The organism is Pseudomonas sp. HY2-MNA-CIBAN-0224 (assembly GCF_040310285.1).
GTDB lineage: Bacteria > Pseudomonadota > Gammaproteobacteria > Pseudomonadales > Pseudomonadaceae > Aquipseudomonas > Aquipseudomonas helleri.
The window spans coordinates 70,920-87,332 of the sequence record NZ_JBEOPQ010000008.1 but is presented as its reverse complement, the minus strand read 5'-3'; the positions used below and the strand labels follow the sequence as shown (position 1 = coordinate 87,332).

Annotated in this window: 16 protein-coding genes; 8 read left to right on the top strand and 8 right to left on the bottom strand. The window is 59.5% G+C overall.

The features are described 5' to 3' along the window. Positions 1-20: 20 nt before the first annotated feature. From pepP to gcvH, 7 genes are all read left to right on the top strand, one after another. Positions 21-1,355: a Xaa-Pro aminopeptidase gene (gene pepP / locus AAEZ03_RS07025; protein WP_350577204.1), complete on the top strand. Its 1,335-nt coding sequence runs from the start codon at positions 21-23 to the stop codon at positions 1,353-1,355. After that, entirely contained in the window at positions 1,352-2,539 is a 1,188-nt protein-coding gene (gene ubiH, locus AAEZ03_RS07020) for a 2-octaprenyl-6-methoxyphenyl hydroxylase (protein WP_350577202.1), read from the top strand. The genes pepP and ubiH overlap by 4 nt, the downstream gene beginning before the upstream one ends. Before the next feature lie 80 nt (positions 2,540-2,619). After that, complete coding sequence (locus AAEZ03_RS07015; RefSeq protein WP_350577200.1) at positions 2,620-3,846, top strand: 2-octaprenyl-3-methyl-6-methoxy-1,4-benzoquinol hydroxylase; 1,227 nt, start codon at positions 2,620-2,622, stop codon at positions 3,844-3,846. A gap of 206 nt (positions 3,847-4,052) precedes the next feature. Then, positions 4,053-5,054, top strand: coding sequence for an extracellular solute-binding protein (locus tag AAEZ03_RS07010; RefSeq protein WP_153333939.1), 1,002 nt, complete (start codon positions 4,053-4,055; stop codon positions 5,052-5,054). 164 nt (positions 5,055-5,218) lie between these two features. Next, a complete protein-coding gene (locus tag AAEZ03_RS07005) occupies positions 5,219-6,835 on the top strand; it encodes an ABC transporter permease (RefSeq protein WP_123750979.1) in 1,617 nt (538 codons plus the stop codon). A gap of 156 nt (positions 6,836-6,991) precedes the next feature. Continuing rightward, complete coding sequence (gene gcvT / locus AAEZ03_RS07000) at positions 6,992-8,074, top strand: glycine cleavage system aminomethyltransferase GcvT (protein WP_123750980.1); 1,083 nt, start codon at positions 6,992-6,994, stop codon at positions 8,072-8,074. Positions 8,075-8,136: 62 nt separating this feature from the next. After that, the gene (gene gcvH / locus AAEZ03_RS06995) at positions 8,137-8,520 is read left to right on the top strand and encodes a glycine cleavage system protein GcvH (protein WP_123750981.1); all 384 of its coding nucleotides are present in this window, start codon (positions 8,137-8,139) and stop codon (positions 8,518-8,520) included. A gap of 90 nt (positions 8,521-8,610) precedes the next feature. Here the strand turns inward: gcvH and AAEZ03_RS06990 are convergent, their stop codons facing one another. The 6 genes from AAEZ03_RS06990 to AAEZ03_RS06965 form a co-directional block, all read right to left on the bottom strand. Next, the gene (locus AAEZ03_RS06990) at positions 8,611-9,753 is read right to left on the bottom strand and encodes a DegT/DnrJ/EryC1/StrS family aminotransferase (protein WP_048366872.1); all 1,143 of its coding nucleotides are present in this window, start codon (positions 9,751-9,753) and stop codon (positions 8,611-8,613) included. 218 nt (positions 9,754-9,971) lie between these two features. Then, positions 9,972-10,283: a DUF2388 domain-containing protein gene (locus AAEZ03_RS06985; protein WP_048366871.1), complete on the bottom strand. Its 312-nt coding sequence runs from the start codon at positions 10,281-10,283 to the stop codon at positions 9,972-9,974. 65 nt (positions 10,284-10,348) lie between these two features. Next, entirely contained in the window at positions 10,349-10,798 is a 450-nt protein-coding gene (locus AAEZ03_RS06980) for an NfeD family protein (RefSeq protein WP_153336494.1), read from the bottom strand. 3 nt (positions 10,799-10,801) lie between these two features. After that, entirely contained in the window at positions 10,802-11,722 is a 921-nt protein-coding gene (locus AAEZ03_RS06975; RefSeq protein WP_123750984.1) for an SPFH domain-containing protein, read from the bottom strand. 107 nt (positions 11,723-11,829) lie between these two features. Further along, complete coding sequence (tfpB, locus tag AAEZ03_RS06970) at positions 11,830-13,596, bottom strand: type IV pilus assembly ATPase TfpB (RefSeq protein ID WP_502947906.1); 1,767 nt, start codon at positions 13,594-13,596, stop codon at positions 11,830-11,832. Positions 13,597-13,704: 108 nt separating this feature from the next. Then, a complete protein-coding gene (locus AAEZ03_RS06965) occupies positions 13,705-14,031 on the bottom strand; it encodes an ACT-like domain-containing protein (RefSeq protein ID WP_350577193.1) in 327 nt (108 codons plus the stop codon). 127 nt (positions 14,032-14,158) lie between these two features. Here AAEZ03_RS06965 and AAEZ03_RS06960 point away from each other — a divergent pair, with 127 nt between their 5' ends. Continuing rightward, positions 14,159-14,623 (top strand): Lrp/AsnC family transcriptional regulator, encoded by a 465-nt coding sequence (locus AAEZ03_RS06960; RefSeq protein WP_048366866.1) that lies wholly within the window; start codon positions 14,159-14,161, stop codon positions 14,621-14,623. 138 nt (positions 14,624-14,761) lie between these two features. Here the strand turns inward: AAEZ03_RS06960 and AAEZ03_RS06955 are convergent, their stop codons facing one another. Both AAEZ03_RS06955 and AAEZ03_RS06950 read right to left on the bottom strand, forming a co-directional pair. Next, a complete protein-coding gene (locus AAEZ03_RS06955) occupies positions 14,762-15,673 on the bottom strand; it encodes a hypothetical protein (protein WP_048388852.1) in 912 nt (303 codons plus the stop codon). 246 nt (positions 15,674-15,919) lie between these two features. Next, on the bottom strand, positions 15,920-16,396 hold the full coding sequence (locus AAEZ03_RS06950; RefSeq protein ID WP_123750987.1) for a YMGG-like glycine zipper-containing protein: 477 nt from the start codon (positions 16,394-16,396) through the stop codon (positions 15,920-15,922). Positions 16,397-16,413 lie beyond the last annotated feature (17 nt).

Genomic DNA, 16,413 nt, shown 5'->3' with positions numbered 1-16,413 from the left:
AAGAAGGAATCCGTCTGCCCATGATCCATATCCCGAAATCGGAATACACCCGCCGCCGCAAGGCGCTCATGGCGCAGATGGAGCCCAACAGCATTGCGATCCTGCCCGCTGCCGCAGTGGCTGTGCGCAATCGCGACGTTGAATATGTGTACCGCCAGGACAGCAACTTCCAGTACCTGAGCGGTTTCCCCGAGCCACAGGCGGTGATCGTCCTGATCCCCGGTCGTGCCCACGGCGAGTACGTGCTTTTTTGCCGCGAACGCAATGCCGAACGCGAATTGTGGGACGGTTTGCGCGCCGGGCAAGAAGGCGCCATGCGTGACTATGGCGCAGACGATGCCTTCCCGATTACCGACATTGACGACATTTTGCCGGGGCTGATTGAAGGCCGCGACCGGGTGTATTCGGCGATGGGCAGCAACCCCGAGTTCGACCGTCACCTCATGGAGTGGATCAACACCATTCGCTCCAAGGCCAGCCTCGGCGCCCAGCCGCCCAACGAATTCGTTGCGCTGGATCATCTGCTGCATGACATGCGTCTGTATAAATCGGCGGCAGAGATCAAGGTCATGCGCCACGCGGCGCAAATATCGGCCCGCGCGCACATCCGTGCGATGCAGGCCAGCCGCGCCGGGCTGCACGAATATAGCCTGGAGGCCGAGCTGGATTACGAATTTCGTAAAAGTGGCGCGAAAATGCCGGCTTACGGCTCGATCGTCGCATCGGGTGATAACAGCTGCATCCTGCACTACCAGGAAAACGACGCCCCGCTCAAGGACGGCGACCTGGTGCTGATCGATGCGGGCTGCGAGATCGACTGCTACGCCAGTGACATCAGCCGTACGTTCCCGGTCAGCGGTCAGTTTTCCCCCGAGCAAAAAGCCATCTATGAGCTGGTGCTGGCCGCGCAAGAAGCCGCGTTCAGCGAAATCGCGCCGAACAAACACTGGAACCAGGCCCACGAAATAACCGTTCAGGTGATCACCGCCGGGCTGGTTGAACTGGGTCTGTTGCAAGGTGACGTTGGCGAGTTGATTGCGAGCGAAGCCTACAAAGCGTTTTACATGCACCGGGCTGGCCATTGGCTGGGGCTCGATGTGCATGACGTTGGCGAATACAAAGTGGGCGGTGAGTGGCGCGTGCTGGAACCCGGCATGACCCTGACCGTTGAGCCCGGCATCTACATCAGCCCGAACAACCCGCACGTCGCCAAAAAATGGCGCGGGATTGGCGTGCGCATCGAGGACGACGTGGTGGTCACCAAAAATGGCTGTGAAATCCTGACTGGCGACGTGCCCAAAACCGTCGCCGAGATTGAAGCCTTGATGGCGGCCGCACGGGCGAACGCGGCATGAGTCGCGTCCATCTGGCAATTATTGGCGGCGGCCTGGTCGGTGCCAGTTTGGCTTTGGCGTTGCAGGCCGGTGCCAAGGCGCGCGGCTGGAAGATCGTGCTGATCGAACCCTTCGCCCCCGGCAACACCTACCAGCCGAGCTACGACGCCCGTTCATCGGCGCTGAGCTATGGCGCCCGGCTTATTTATGAGCGCCTGGGCGTGTGGGAATCAATTGTTGAACGGGGCGAGCCGATCAAAGACATTCACGTGTCTGATCGCGGGCGTTTCTCTACCGCGCGCTTGTCGGCCAGCGATGAAGGCGTGCCCGCACTCGGTTACGTGGTCGAAAATGCCTGGCTCGGCCAATGCCTGTGGAAAAGTTTGGACCCGGACGTCATCAGTTGGCGTTGCCCGGCTGAAGTTATCCACATGCAGCCGCTTGAAGATGGCTATCGCCTGACCCTCAATGATGAAACCACCCTCGATTGCGACTTGGCGGTGCTGGCCGATGGCGGGCGTTCCGGCCTGCGCGAGCAGTTGGGCATTCATGTGCGCAAACGGCCTTATGACCAGAGCGCCCTGATCGCCAACATCACCACCAGCCAGCCCCATGACGGCATGGCGTTTGAGCGTTTTACCGACGAAGGGCCGATGGCCTTGCTGCCGTTGGCAGACAACCGCTGCGCGCTGGTCTGGACCCGCCTGGGCATGGACGCTCAGCGTCTGGCGGCACTTGATGAGCGCAGTTTCCTCAGCGAGTTGCAGGCCGTTTTTGGCTATCGCCTGGGCACCCTTGAACAAGTCGGCGCCCGCCACTTGTACCCGCTGGTGCTGGTTGAGTCCGAAGAGCAGGTACGCCCGCACCTGGTGGTGTTGGGCAACGCAGCGCACAGCCTGCACCCGATTGCCGGCCAGGGTTTCAACCTGTCGTTGCGTGACGCCCAGGCGTTGGCCGATACCTTGCTGGGCAGCGAGCAAAAGCCCGGCGAGCTGGCCACCTTGCTGAGTTATCAACAGCGCCAGCAACTGGACCAGCAGTTGACCATTGGCTTCTCCGATCAAGTGACGCGGCTTTTTGGCAGTGACCAGACGCTGATTTCGTTTGGCCGCAATCTGGGGTTGCTGGGCCTCGATGTACTGCCGCCTGCCAAGCGCTGGTTTGCCCGTCAGGCCATGGGCCTGGGCACGCGCGCAGACAGCTGATAGCGGCCGGGGCGTTTACAGTGCCCCGTGTCGACCCTTTTTAGATGCGGCGCAGGCCGCTTGCGAGACAGGCTTAAAGCATGGAAATGCGCGCAGATGTGCTGATTGTCGGGGCCGGAATGGTCGGAAGCGCTTTGGCGCTGGCGCTCAAAGACAGCGGGCTGAACGTGGTGCTGCTCGACGGCAGCCCGCTCAGCGTCAAACCCTTCACCGCTCAAGACACCTTTGAACCCCGGGTCAGCGCCTTGTCGGCCGCCAGCCAGCGCATCCTGCAACGCCTTGGCGCCTGGGAGGGTATTCGCGCACGGCGCACCAGCCCGTACTCGCACATGCACGTGTGGGACGGCAGCGGCACCGGGCACATCCACTTTTCGGCGACCAGTGTGCACGCCGACGTGCTGGGCCATATCGTTGAAAACCGTGTGGTGCAGGACGCGTTGCTGGAGCGTCTGCAAGACTCCGGCATCCAGATGCTGGCCAATGCACGTCTTGAACAAATGCGCCGTTCGGCTGATGACTGGCTGCTGACCCTGGCCGATGGCCGCACCTTGCGCGCGCCGCTGGTGATCGCCGCCGATGGCGCCAACTCGGCTGTACGCCGCCTCACCGGCTGTGAGACCCGTGAGTGGGATTATCAGCATCATGCCATCGTCACCAGCGTGCGTTGCGCACAGGCGCATCAGCAGACTGCCTGGCAGCGCTTTACCGACCATGGCCCGCTGGCGTTTTTGCCGCTGGAGCGCGAAGGGCAGCAAGACTGGTGTTCAATCGTCTGGTCGACCACCCCGGAACACGCGCAGGCGTTGATGTCGCTGGACGACGAGGGGTTTTGCCGCGAACTGGAATTTGCCTTTGAAGGCCGCTTGGGCACGGTGCTCAGTGCCGACCCGCGAGTGTGCGTGCCGCTGCGCCAACGCCATGCCAAACGCTACGTAGCCGAAGGCCTGGCGCTGATCGGTGATGCGGCGCACACCATTCACCCGCTGGCCGGGCAGGGCGTGAATTTGGGCTTTCTGGATGCCGCCGTGCTGGCCGATGTACTGCTGCACGCGGCGGACCGTGGTGAGCGACTGGCCGATGTTCGGGTGCTGAGCCGCTACGAGCGGCGCCGCATGCCCCACAACCTGGCGCTGATGGCGGCCATGGAAGGCTTTGAACGCTTGTTCCAGTCGGACTCGCTGACGGCACGGCTGGTGCGCAACACCGGCTTGAAATGGATCAACCAAATGCCCGAAGCCAAAGCCCTGTTCGTGCGCCAGGCGCTGGGCCTCACCGGCGACCTGCCGCCGTTGGCCAAGGCTTTGTAGGAATACATCTAATCGAACGCGGACCCTGTAGGAGTGAGCTTGCTCGCGATCTTTTAAAGACCAAAAGATCGCGAGCAAGCTCGCTCCTACAGGGGGATTTTGTTTATCTGTAACATCTGGTAACGCCTCGGGGGCGAGTTCGGTTGAGCTGGCAAATGTGATTCACTACCATTTACGCCCGATTCGCATTAGAGAGACCGCCCTCCATGCTGGCACCCAAGCGTCTACTGACTGCCCTGGCCCTTACCGTGTTCGGGAGCAGCGTTTTTGCTGCCGATGAAGTGGTGGTTTATTCCTCGCGCATCGACGAGCTGATCAAGCCGGTATTTGACGCCTACACCGCGAAAACCGGGGTCAAGGTCAAGTTCATTACCGACAAGGAAGCGCCGCTTATGCAGCGCATCAAAGCTGAAGGCCAAAACGCCACGGCTGACCTGTTGCTCACCGTAGACGCCGGTAACCTGTGGCAAGCCGAGCAAATGGGCATCTTGCAGCCGATCAAGTCCGAGATCATCGATAAAAACATCCCGCCTCAATACCGCTCCTCAAGCCACGAGTGGACGGGCTTGAGCCTGCGCGCACGGACCATCGCTTACGCCTCCGACCGGGTCAAGCCAGACGAGCTGTCGACCTACGAAGCGCTGGCAGACAAAAAGTGGGAAGGCCGCCTGTGCCTGCGCACCGCGAAGAAGGTCTACAACCAGTCACTGACCGCGACCATGATCGAAGTGAATGGCCCACAAAAAACTGAAGAGATCCTCAAGGGCTGGGTTAACAACTTGTCCACCGACGTGTTCTCCGATGACATCGCGGTGCTGGAAGCGATCAACGCCGGGCAATGTGACGTCGGCATCGTCAACACCTACTACTACGGCCGCCTGCATAAGCAAAAGCCTGACCTGGCGGTAAAACTGTTCTGGCCGAACCAGGCCGACCGCGGAGTTCACGTCAACCTGTCGGGTATTGGCCTGACCAAGTACGCGCCTCATCCAGAAGCTGCCAAAGCGCTGGTGGAGTGGATGACCACCCCTGAAGCCCAAACGATTTTTGCCGACACCAACCAGGAGTTCCCGGCCAACCCGAGCGTTGAGCCCTCGGCCGAAGTGGCCAGCTGGGGCAAGTTCAAGGCTGACGAACTGCCGGTTGAAGTGGCGGGCAAGCGCCAGGCTGAAGCGATCCGCATGATGGACCGCGCTGGCTGGAATTGATAAAAAGCCCGAAGCATTGCTTTTGTAGCCGCTGCCGCAGGCTGCGATAAGGGCCGCAGGACCTTCGTTCTTGAAAGAGCGGGGCCGCTGCGCAGCCCATCGCAGCCTGCGGCAGCGGCTACATGGTTTTTGTAACATTGCATACACCCTTGCGAGAGTTTTTCGTGGCCCATCCTGCCCAACGTCGCTGGTATCCACTGGTCTTTACCATTGCCGCTCTGGTATTGCTGCCGCTGAGCGTTTTGCTGCTGTCCTGGCAAAACATTGACGGCCAGATCTGGAGCCATTTGTGGGACACGCAGATGCCGCGTCTGCTGGGCAACACGCTGACGCTGATTGTCGGCGTGGGCATTGGGGTGACCTTGCTCGGGGTCAGCCTGGCGTGGCTGACCAGCCTCTGCGAGTTCCCCGGCAGGCGCTGGCTGGACTGGGCGTTGATGCTGCCGTTTGCAATTCCGGCTTACGTGCTGGCGTTTGTCTTTGTTGGCCTGCTGGACTTCGCCGGGCCGGTGCAAACCCTGTTGCGAGAATGGTTTGGCATGGGCCTGCGGCTGCCTCGGGTACGCTCCACCGGCGGCGTGATCATCGTGTTGATTCTGGTGTTCTACCCCTACGTATACCTGCTGGCGCGCACCGCCTTTTTGGCCCAGGGCAAAGGCCTGATGGAAGCCGCCCGCATTCTGGGGCAAAGCCCGTGGCAGGCGTTCTGGCGGGTCGCTTTACCTATGGCGCGCCCGGCCATTGGCGCCGGTGTGGCGTTGGCGTTGATGGAAACCCTGGCTGATTTTGGCGCCGTGTCGGTGTTCAACTTCGACACCTTTACCACCGCGATCTACAAAACCTGGTACGGCTTTTTCAGCCTGTCGACCGCCGCCCAACTGGCCAGCCTGTTGCTGCTGGTGGTGATGGTCGTGCTTTACGGTGAGCGCCGGGCGCGGGGTGCCAGCCGGGCCAGCAACGAGCGGCCACGGGTCAAGGCCTTGTATCACTTGCGCGGCCTCAAGGCCTGGCTGGCCAGCGGCTGGTGCCTGCTGGTGTTTGCCTGCGCCTTTGTCATCCCGCTGCTGCAACTGGTGGTGTGGTTCTGGCAACGCGGGCGTTTTGATCTAGATGAGCGCTACACCGGGCTGATCCTGCACACCCTGTATCTGGGCAGCATGGCCGCGCTGATTACCGTCTGCGTGGCGCTGGTGCTGGCGTTTGCCCGGCGTCAGGCGCCGACTCCGGCGATTCGCGCCGGGGTCAGTCTGGCCAACCTCGGGTATGCCTTGCCGGGCTCGGTGTTGGCGGTGTCGATCATGTTGGCCTTCAGCTACCTGGACCGCGAACTGGTGGTGCCGGTGTCGGGCTGGTTGGGCGGGGCGGGCAAGCCGCTGTTACTGGGCAGCTTGTCGGCGTTGCTGTTGGCGTATCTGGTGCGTTTTATCGCAGTGGCTTATGGCCCGCTGGAAAACAGCCTGGCGCGGATTCGACCGTCTTTGCCCGAGGCGGCCCGTAGCCTGGGTGTGAGTGGCCCGCGACTGTTTTTCAAAGTGTATCTTCCGTTACTCCTGCCGGGCACCCTGAGCGCTGCGCTGCTGGTGTTTGTCGATGTCCTCAAAGAGATGCCGGCCACCTTGCTCATGCGCCCATTTGGCTGGGACACGCTGGCGGTACGGATCTTTGAGATGACCAGCGAGGGCGAGTGGGCGCGGGCGTCCCTGCCAGCATTGACCTTGGTGCTGGTGGGTTTGCTACCGGTGATCGGCCTGATTCGCCGCTCGGCCCATCGCAACGGTTAGGTGCCAGTCCTCCTGCATACGGCTACAATGCGCGGCATTCGGTGCGGTCTGTCTGTCAGGCCAGGTCGTTTGTTAAACGCGCAAAGGCCTGTTTCAACAGCCTCAAACGTTCTACAAGCCTGTCCGCACCTTCGCCAAGCCCGGAAGGAGAAACCCATGGGACAGCGTACGCCTCTGTATGACCTGCATCTCGCCCTCGGCGCGAAAATGGTCGATTTTGGCGGTTGGGATATGCCCTTGCATTACGGCTCGCAAGTTGAGGAACACCATGAGGTGCGCCGCGACTGTGGGGTTTTTGATGTCTCGCATATGACCGTGATTGACGTCACCGGGGATCAGGCCAAGGAATGGCTACAGCATTTGTTGGCAAACGATGTCGAACGTCTGAACACACCCGGCCGCGCACTGTATAGCGCCATGCTCAACGAAAACGGCGGGGTGGTGGACGACATGATCGTCTACCTGATGCCGACGGGTTATCGGCTTATCGTTAACGCCGCCACCCGCGATCAGGACCTGGCCTGGATGAACAGCCACCAGGGCGGCTACGCCGTGCAGTTGCATGAGCGCCCCGAGTTGGCGCTGCTGGCCATTCAAGGCCCACAGGCCCGGCACAAAGTGGCCGAGCTGGTGAGCCAGTCTCGTAGCCAGCTTATTCAGCAGCTCAAGCCCTTTGAAGGGCAGGTCAGCGGCGACTGGTTTATCGCCCGCACCGGTTATACCGGTGAAGACGGCCTGGAAATTGTGCTCCCGGCCGATCAAGCGCCCGCGTTCTTTAACGATCTGGTCGGCGCCGGCATTTCTCCAATAGGCTTGGGCGCGCGCGACACCTTGCGTCTTGAGGCTGGCATGAACCTCTATGGGCAGGATATTCACCTGTCTGTTTCGCCCCTTTCAGCCAATATGGCGTGGACTGTCGCCTGGGAGCCCGCCTCGCGCAACTTCATCGGACGCGAAGCGCTGGAGGCAGAAAAAGCCAGCGGTTCACGGCTCAAACTGGTGGGTTTGGTGCTGGAAGAGCGCGGTGTCCTGCGTGCACATCAGGTCGTTCGCATCGCAGATGTTGGCGAAGGAGAGATCACCAGTGGTAGCTTCTCTCCTACGCTAAGCAAATCGATTGCATTGGCGCGAGTTCCGATGGCAACGGCCGACCGTGCCGAGGTAGAAATTCGTGGCAAGTGGTACCCGGTTCGCGTGGTTAAACCGACTTTTGTTCGTCTTGGCAAAGCCTTGATCTAACGTTTACTGGCAGGCTCGCGTACCGTGTGAGCCGCTGACATTTCTTCTTGAGGACACTGAATATGAGCAATATCCCTGCGGACCTGCGCTTTGCTGAAAGTCACGAGTGGGCACGTCTGGAAGCTGATGGCTCGATTACCGTCGGTATCAGCGATCACGCGCAAGAAGCGCTGGGGGATGTGGTGTTTGTTGAGCTGCCGGAAGTGGGCACAGTGTTCGCCGCAGCTGATACAGCAGGCGTGGTTGAGTCGGTAAAAGCCGCTTCGGACATTTACTCGCCGGTGTCGGGCGAAGTGATTGCCGTCAATGACGGTCTGGCGGATGCCCCTGAAGGGCTGAACGACGATTCGTACGCCAACTGGATCTTCAAGCTCAAGCCATCCAACCCCGCCGAGCTGGAAAAACTGCTGGACGCTGCCGGCTACAAAGCCGCGATCGGCGAGTAAAACAAACCCTCTGTAGGAGCGAGCTTGCCTCGAGATCTTTTAAAAGATCAAAAGATCGCGAGGCAAGCTCGCTCCTACAGATATGGGCTGTTAAGCGTCTTTGAGTACGGCTTTAACGGCCGCTACTGAACGCTCGACATCAGCCTTGGTCATGGCGGTAAACATCGGCAGGGACACGATTAAACGTCCTACACGTTCGGCCACCGGCAACATCCCTTCCTTGAACCCGCGCTCACGGTACAAGCTCAGCAAGTGAATCGGCGGGTAGTGGTAACCGATGCCGACGCCCAATGCCTGCATTTCTTTCATAAAGGTCGCACGTGCCGGCTGGCCGTCTTTGCGCTCGGGCAAGACCAGTTGGAACAAGTGCCAGTTGGTGTTGGTGAAGTCAGCCACCGGCAGTTGTGCGCCGTACTCGGCTTCAAAATCCGCGCCGAAGCAGTCGAAGTAATGCTTGGCCAGTTCACGGCGATGGGCCGTGATGGCTTCGATGTGAGCAAATTGGCCCAGGCCGATCGCCGCAGCGATGTCGGTCATGTTGAACTTGCCACCCAGTACGTCCACATCCAGGCCGTCAAAACCGGTGCGGGTCACGCCTTGTAGGCGATACTTCTCGGCCAGACGGGCTTCTTCTTCGTTGTTCAAGACCAGACAACCGCCCTCGGACGAGGTGATGTTCTTGTTGGCCTGAAAGCTGAACGACACGAAATCACCGCGAGCGCCAATGCGCTGGCCTTGCCAGCTCGAACCCAGGGCTTGAGCGGCGTCTTCGACAACGCGCAGGTTGTGTTTTTTCGCCAGTGCGTAGAGCGCATCCATGTCGACAGGCAAGCCCGACAGGTACACCGGAATAATGGCTTTGGTGCGTGGCGTGATGGCCGCTTCAACCTTGGCCAGGTCGATGTTGCGGGTCACCGGGTCGATGTCTGCAAACACCGGGGTGGCGCCGACTTCGATGATCACGTTAGCGGTGGCCACCCACGAAATAGGCGTGGTGATCACTTCGTCGCCCGCACCGATACCGGCGATACGCAGGGCGATTTCCATGGTGCAGGTGCCGGAGTTGAACGTGCGCACCGGGCGCCCGCCAAAGTATTCGGACAGCTGCGCCTCGAACGCCTGAACCTTTGGCCCGCTGGTGATCCAGCCCGAGCGCAACACGTCGCCGACGGCAGCAATAGTGGCTTCATCAATGGTGGGTTTGGAAAACGGCAGGAAAGGCAGGGAACTCATAGAGGCTAGACGTCCGATGTGAATTTGGGTGAGTAAAGCATACCCAGCGCGTTGTTCACAGCCGGTGAAAATTCTGTACAGAGGCTGAATGAAAAAGTACGAGGCGAAGACTTGTAGCCGCTGCCGCAGGCTGCGATGGGCTGCGCAGAACCCCCAAGGGTGAAGCTCCTGCGGAGCTTATCGCAGCCTTCGGCAGCGGCTACAGGTGGCGTGCGTCTTTACTCAGCTGTAGCGTTCTTGACCAGAATCGCGTTCGCCAGGTCCATATCGCTGACCTTCAAGTTCGGGTTGTCAGAGCGCACTTGTTGCATTGCCGACTCCAGATAAGGCCCACGGATTTCGCCGTTGCTGGCGACAAAGCTGCCCGCGTCATCTTGCGCGGCAATCACTTTGCGGTCTTTTTTGAAGGTCAGGTATGTCGAACCGGTCGTCGCCCCAGAAGACAAAACATCACGCCAAAAGCCGTCGGCCATGGCTGAAACAGGAAGGGACAACAGTGCAGCAGCGGCGACAGCATATTTGAGGCGCATGAGAGGTACTCCAAAGAGGTTAGCTACCTGTTTGATTGTAGTAACCGACAGGGAGTTCCGTTACCTCATGTCACAATTTCAACGCTTAACACGGTTCCATGCTGACCCGTAACGCGTACCGGCGTGCCTACCTCAGCATCCGGACCGACCGCCATCCACACGCTGTCACCCACCTTGATTTTGCCCCGACCTTCCACAATGGCTTGTTGAACAACAAATGTGCGGCCGATCAATTCGTGGCCGCGACTGTTGAGTTCAGGTTGATCGCTGCTGGCGACGATGTTGCGCTGGCGTTTCCACCAGAACACCGCCGTCAGGATCGCCAGTATGCCAAACAGTGGGAGTTGCAACGCCCAAGACAATGCGGGTATCAGGAAGGTCACCACACCGACAATAATCCCGGCAATGCCCACCCACAGCAGATAACCGCCTGCGCCGAACACTTCCAGAATCAGCAGGACGGTGCCCAGTGCCAACCAGTCCCAATAGCTGAGGTTTTGCATGAACTCCCACATACCTCAGGCCTTTTTGTTGTCGAAAGTGGCTTTGACGATCTCGCCGATGCCGCCTACAGCGCCAATCACCTGGCTCGCTTCCAGTGGCATGAGGATAACTTTACTGTTGTCAGCAGAGGCGAGCTTGCCCAGTGCATCAATATACTTTTGCGCCACAAAGTAATTGATCGCTTGAACGTTGCCGGTGGCAATGGCTTCGGAAACCACTTGTGTAGCGCGGGCTTCTGCTTCGGCCTGACGTTCGCGGGCTTCGGATTCCAGGAACGCTGCCTGACGACCGCCTTCGGCTTCGAGGATCTGCGCCTGTTTTTTACCCTCGGCGGTCAAGATCGCAGAGGCTCGCAGGCCTTCGGCCTCAAGGATCTGTGCACGCTTGATGCGCTCTGCTTTCATCTGCCCTGACATTGCTGCCATCAGGTCCGCGGGCGGGCTGATGTCTTTGATCTCGATCCGGGTGATTTTGATGCCCCAGGGTGCAGTTGCTTCATCGACCGTGCGCAACAGCTTTTCGTTGATCCCGTCACGCTGGCTGAGCATGGCGTCTAGCTCCATAGAGCCGAGCACTGTGCGGATGTTGGTCTGCAGCAGGTTGCGAATGGCGTGCTCAAGGTTGTTAACCTCGTACGCTGCCTGAGCCGTATTGACCACCTGGAAAAAACACACGGCATCAATTTGAACGGTGGCGTTGTCGGCGGTAATGACCTCCTGCGGCGGAATATCCAGCACGCTTTCCATCACGTTGATCTTGCGTCCGATGCGGTCCATCACCGGGATGATGATGTTCAGGCCGGGCTTAAGGGTGTTGGTGTATCGGCCAAAACGCTCCACTGTCCACTGGTAACCCTGCGGGACAACCTTGAAGCCCATGAAGAGCACCGCGATAGCCAGTACGACAAACAACAGAACCACTGTACCTACTTGCATAACCCTTCCTTGTTTGTGATGGATCGACTCATAAAAGCTGAGCCCGAACGCAGGGTAACCTGCTTGCAAACGGCTTAACTGTTTAAATTTTAGTCAAGATAAGTCCATCACGCCGGGGTTACACGCAAGGCTTCTTCCAACGTGGTCATGCCGCTGGTCACTTTTTGTGCAGCCGCGATTCTTAATGGCCGCATTCCTTCAGTGCAGGCGTCGCGACGCAGGGCGTTGATGTCGGTTTGCGGGTTGATCAGCGCCCTCAGGCGGTCGTTCATCAGCATGATTTCGTACACCCCGGAGCGCCCGCAATACCCCGTGTCCCGGCACGCCATGCAGCCATTGGCCTTGTAGGTATGAGCGGGAGGCGGGTGGCGCCAATCGGGGGCGAAGTGCTGCCAGTCGTGTGCCTGAACGGGCTGCTCGGTCTTGCACTCGGGGCACAGGGTGCGCACCAGTCGTTGGGCCATCACGCCCAGCAGCGTGGCTTTGATCAAGTAAGGCGCAACGCCCAGTTCTTGCAGGCGGCTGATGGCGCTGGGCGCGTCGTTGGTGTGCAGAGTGGACAGCACCAAGTGGCCGGTCAGCGCCGCCTGAATGGCCACTTCGGCGGTTTCGAGGTCGCGTATTTCGCCGAGCATGATGATGTCCGGGTCCTGGCGCATCAGGGCGCGCACGCCGTTGGCAAAGGTCAGGTCGATATTGGTTTGCACCTGCATCTGGTTGAACGCGGGCTCAATCATTTCGATCGGGTCTTCGAGGGTGCACAGGTTGATTTGCGGGGTGGCCAGTTGCTTGAGCGTGGCGTACAGGGTGCTGGTTTTACCTGAACCGGTGGGGCCGGTGATCAGGATGATGCCGTTGGGCTGGCGGATCATGTGTTCCCAACGCTGCAGGTCTTCGCCGTCAAAGCCCAGTTGGTCGAAGCTTTTGAGCAAGACCTGCGGGTCGAAAATACGCATGACCATCTTTTCGCCGAAAGCCGTCGGCAAGGTGGCGAGGCGCAGTTCGACTTCAGCCCCGGCCGGGGTTTTGGTTTTGAGACGGCCGTCCTGGGGTTTGCGTTTTTCGGCAACGTTCATCCGGCCCAAGCTCTTGAGGCGGCTGACAATGGCCATGGTGACGTGCGGCGGGAATTGGTAAACGGTGTGCAGCACGCCGTCGATACGAAAACGCGCGCCACCCTGTTCGCGGCGCGGCTCGATATGGATATCGCTGGCCCGTTGTTCAAAGGCGTACTGAAACAGCCAGTCGACGATATTCACAATGTGCGCGTCGTTGGCGTCGGGCTCCTGGCTGGCGCTGCCCAGCGTTAACAGTTGCTCAAGGTTGGCCGGGTTGCTGGTTTTTTGATCATTCAGCACCGCCCCCGTCACCGATTTGGCCACGTTGAAAAACTCCACACTCAGGCGCTGGATCTCTTGAGGGTTGGCAATCACCCGCCGGATGGGGCGCTTGAGCACCTGTTTGAGGTCGGCCTCCCAACTGCTGACCCAAGGCTGGGCGCTGGCAATGGTGATGGTGTGTTCATCGGCGGCCACGGCGAGGATTTGATGGCGCTGGGCGAAGGCAAATGACATGAGCCCGGTGACCGTCGCCACGTCGATCTTGAGCGGGTCGAGGCGCAGGTACGGTTGGCCGAATTCTTCAGCGAGCCACGCGGTCAGGGTTTCGAGGTCCAGGTGTTTGCCGGGGCGGGTGGGGTCTGCAAGCTGTTGATTGGCCAGAAACACCAGCGGATGCAACGGGGCATTGAGTGGCTCGCGGCTGCTGATCAAGGCGTGTTCGGCGCAGCTTTGCTTGAGGCGACCTTGAGCGAGCAATACGGGCAGCAGCTGTTTGAGGGTAAGCCATTGGTCATGAGGCGGGGCATTGCGCATAGACAGCTCCTGGGGCGACTTCAATCACTGCGCAGACGGATCCTTGTCTGCGTGTTTGAAGCCTAGCCACCTGGAGCTGATGAAGGCTTGCGCAATGGTTGCCAGCTATTACCCGGTCAATGCCGACCTTGCAGGCTGGTCGAGTTCGAGCGTCATGTCGAAGACGCTGACCAAGTTGCGCAATTTTTCGCCAATCACCTGGGCGCGGTGCCAGCTTTGCTCGTCACTGACGATGTTGATGCTGAAACTGTCGTCATCGCGCAGTACTTCAACGTGCCGGGGCACGAGCTGCTGCAAGGCGAACAGGTTGAGCACCCTGCACAACACATCCGCCTCGGCCTCGGCCTGAATACAAAACCGCACCGCACACGGAGCAGCATTGTTGGCCCAGACATCGGGGCGGATTGAGGGGGGGACGGCTTCCAGCGGCGGCATGGGATGACTCCTGATTAGGCTGGAGAAATATTTACACGTCGGGCGCGGTTTTTTTTATCTAAGATGCAGCGATTACGCGAAATAAAGACTTATTCAGATCGTCAATAACTTATCCACAGGTATTTTTATGCAAGGCGAACTCGACGCTTACGACCGGCGCATCCTCGCGCTGCTGCAAGAAGACGCTTCGCTGTCCAGCGCACAGATCGCCGAACAGGTGGGGTTGTCGCAATCACCGTGCTGGCGGCGCATTCAGCGGATGAAAGACGAGGGCATTATTCGCGGGCAAGTGACCTTGCTGGACCGCAAGAAAATCGGCCTCAACACGCAGATCTTTGCCGAGATCAAACTCAACGCGCACGGGCGCTCCAACTTCACCGAATTCACCGACGCCATTCGCGGGTTTCCTGAAGTGCTGGAGTGTTATGTGCTGATGGGGGCGGTGGACTTTTTGCTGCGTATCGTCACGGCTGACATTGAGGCGTATGAGCGCTTCTTCTTCGAAAAGCTGTCGATGGTGCCGGGTATCCAGGAGGTGAACTCAATCGTTGCGCTGTCTGAAATCAAATCCACCACGTGCCTGCCGGTTTAAATCAAAGCAAAAAAATGGCCTTCGCGAGGAAGGCCATCGTTCAGGCTGTCAGTGAACAAACAGCGCAATCAGGATGATGATCGGGATTGGGATGCCGAGAAAAAACAACAGAATCGAGCGCATTTTTATTCTCCAGAATTAACGGTCAGTGGGGGTGAGGTAGGTCACGGCATCACGACGGCGACCACCAAAGGTTGCACACAGGCTGGCAAAGAACGCGCCGAGCAGCAGTGTGATAAAGGCCCACAAGGTGCTCCAGGCAGCCGCTTTGGCAGCCATGTCAGCAGCTTCTTTGGCTTTGACCTTGGCGTCTTCAATGGCTTGATGGGCTTTGGCGTAGACTTGGTCAACCCGTTGCTCGGCCTCTGGCTGAGTCAGGTTGGTACGCTGGGCGACGATCTGCGCCAGGTAGCTGCGGTCCTCGGCGTTCAGCTCGCCGTCATGCAGGCCGCGCACCAGGATGCGGCTTACGACGCTGCGCACATCTTGCTCGCTGAGGGCTGTGCCTTGGTCATTGCGAAACAGGCTGTCGATGAAATATTCCGGGCCTTTATCGCCGCCGCCTTTGCGCATGTGCTCACCGGCTGCACTGGTGACAGCTGAGGCCGCACCGGAAGCCACGTTAGCCGTCGCCTGAACGCCGCTGCCGACAACACTGCTCAAGGAGCTTGCGATCAGTACCGCAGACACCAGCGTGGCCACTGCCCACGACAAGAAGCCGTGCGCGGTGTCGCGAAAGTACACTTCATCGCCGTGCATGCTGGACCATTTGACCCGCAGGCGACCGGCCAGGTAACCGCCCATGCCTGAGGCAATGATTTGCGTCACGGCCAGCCAGATAATCGCAGTAAAGCCCAGCGCCTTGGCGCCAACGCCTTCATCTGCCCACGGTGAAACGGCCGAAAAACCCAATCCGGCACCCAGCAAAATCAGCAGCAAAGAGAGTGAAGCCGCGGCCGCGGCGCCCGCAAAAATAGCGGCCCAGGACACGCCTGACTGGTTGGAGGAATCCTGCGGGGCAGGAGGATAGTGCTCTGTCGTCCCGATCATTATTGTTGTGCTCCTGAAATGAAATGAGGTGCAGCCTTCATTCAGGGAATTGCAGGGGCCATGCCAAGCCGGGTTTTGTGAATAACTCTTTGTTTATCAACAAGATAGGTTTTTGAGTAAAACGTACAATCATGCAGCCTGCATGATTCGGGCAAATAAAGACGGGCGTAATGCATTGAAACAATTTGCCGGCGTACGCGGTGAGCCAAACAAAACGGGAGGCCTTGGCCTCCCGTTTGTGGGGTATCAGTGATGACGGTGCTTTCTTTTCTGATGATGACCGTAGGCATGGCCACGGCCCCGGTGGTCGTCACGATAGTAGCGGCGGTCGTCGCGGTCACGGGCGCGGCGATCATCGGCATCGCTTTTGTTGCCCATGTAGTTGCCCAGTGCGCCGCCCGCGCCGCCGCCTGCGGCAGAACCGACCAGAGCGCCCGTGCTGCCGCCCACTCCACGGCCCAACACGTTACCGCCGGCTGCGCCCAAAGCACCGCCAATGGCTGCTTCGCCACGGCTGCGCTTGTCTGCACCCACTGCGCTGCCTGCTGCGCCGCCTACGCCAGCACCAATGGTTGAACCGGTAGAGCCGCCCAGTTGCTGGCCGACCACGGCGCCCAGCACCCCGCCCAATGCGCCGCCTACACCGGCTTCGGTGGTGCCACCGGCCGAGGCTACGCCACTGACCAGGCCAAGGGACAACAAGAGAATGGAGGTGAGCTTCATGGGTGAGCCTCAAAAGA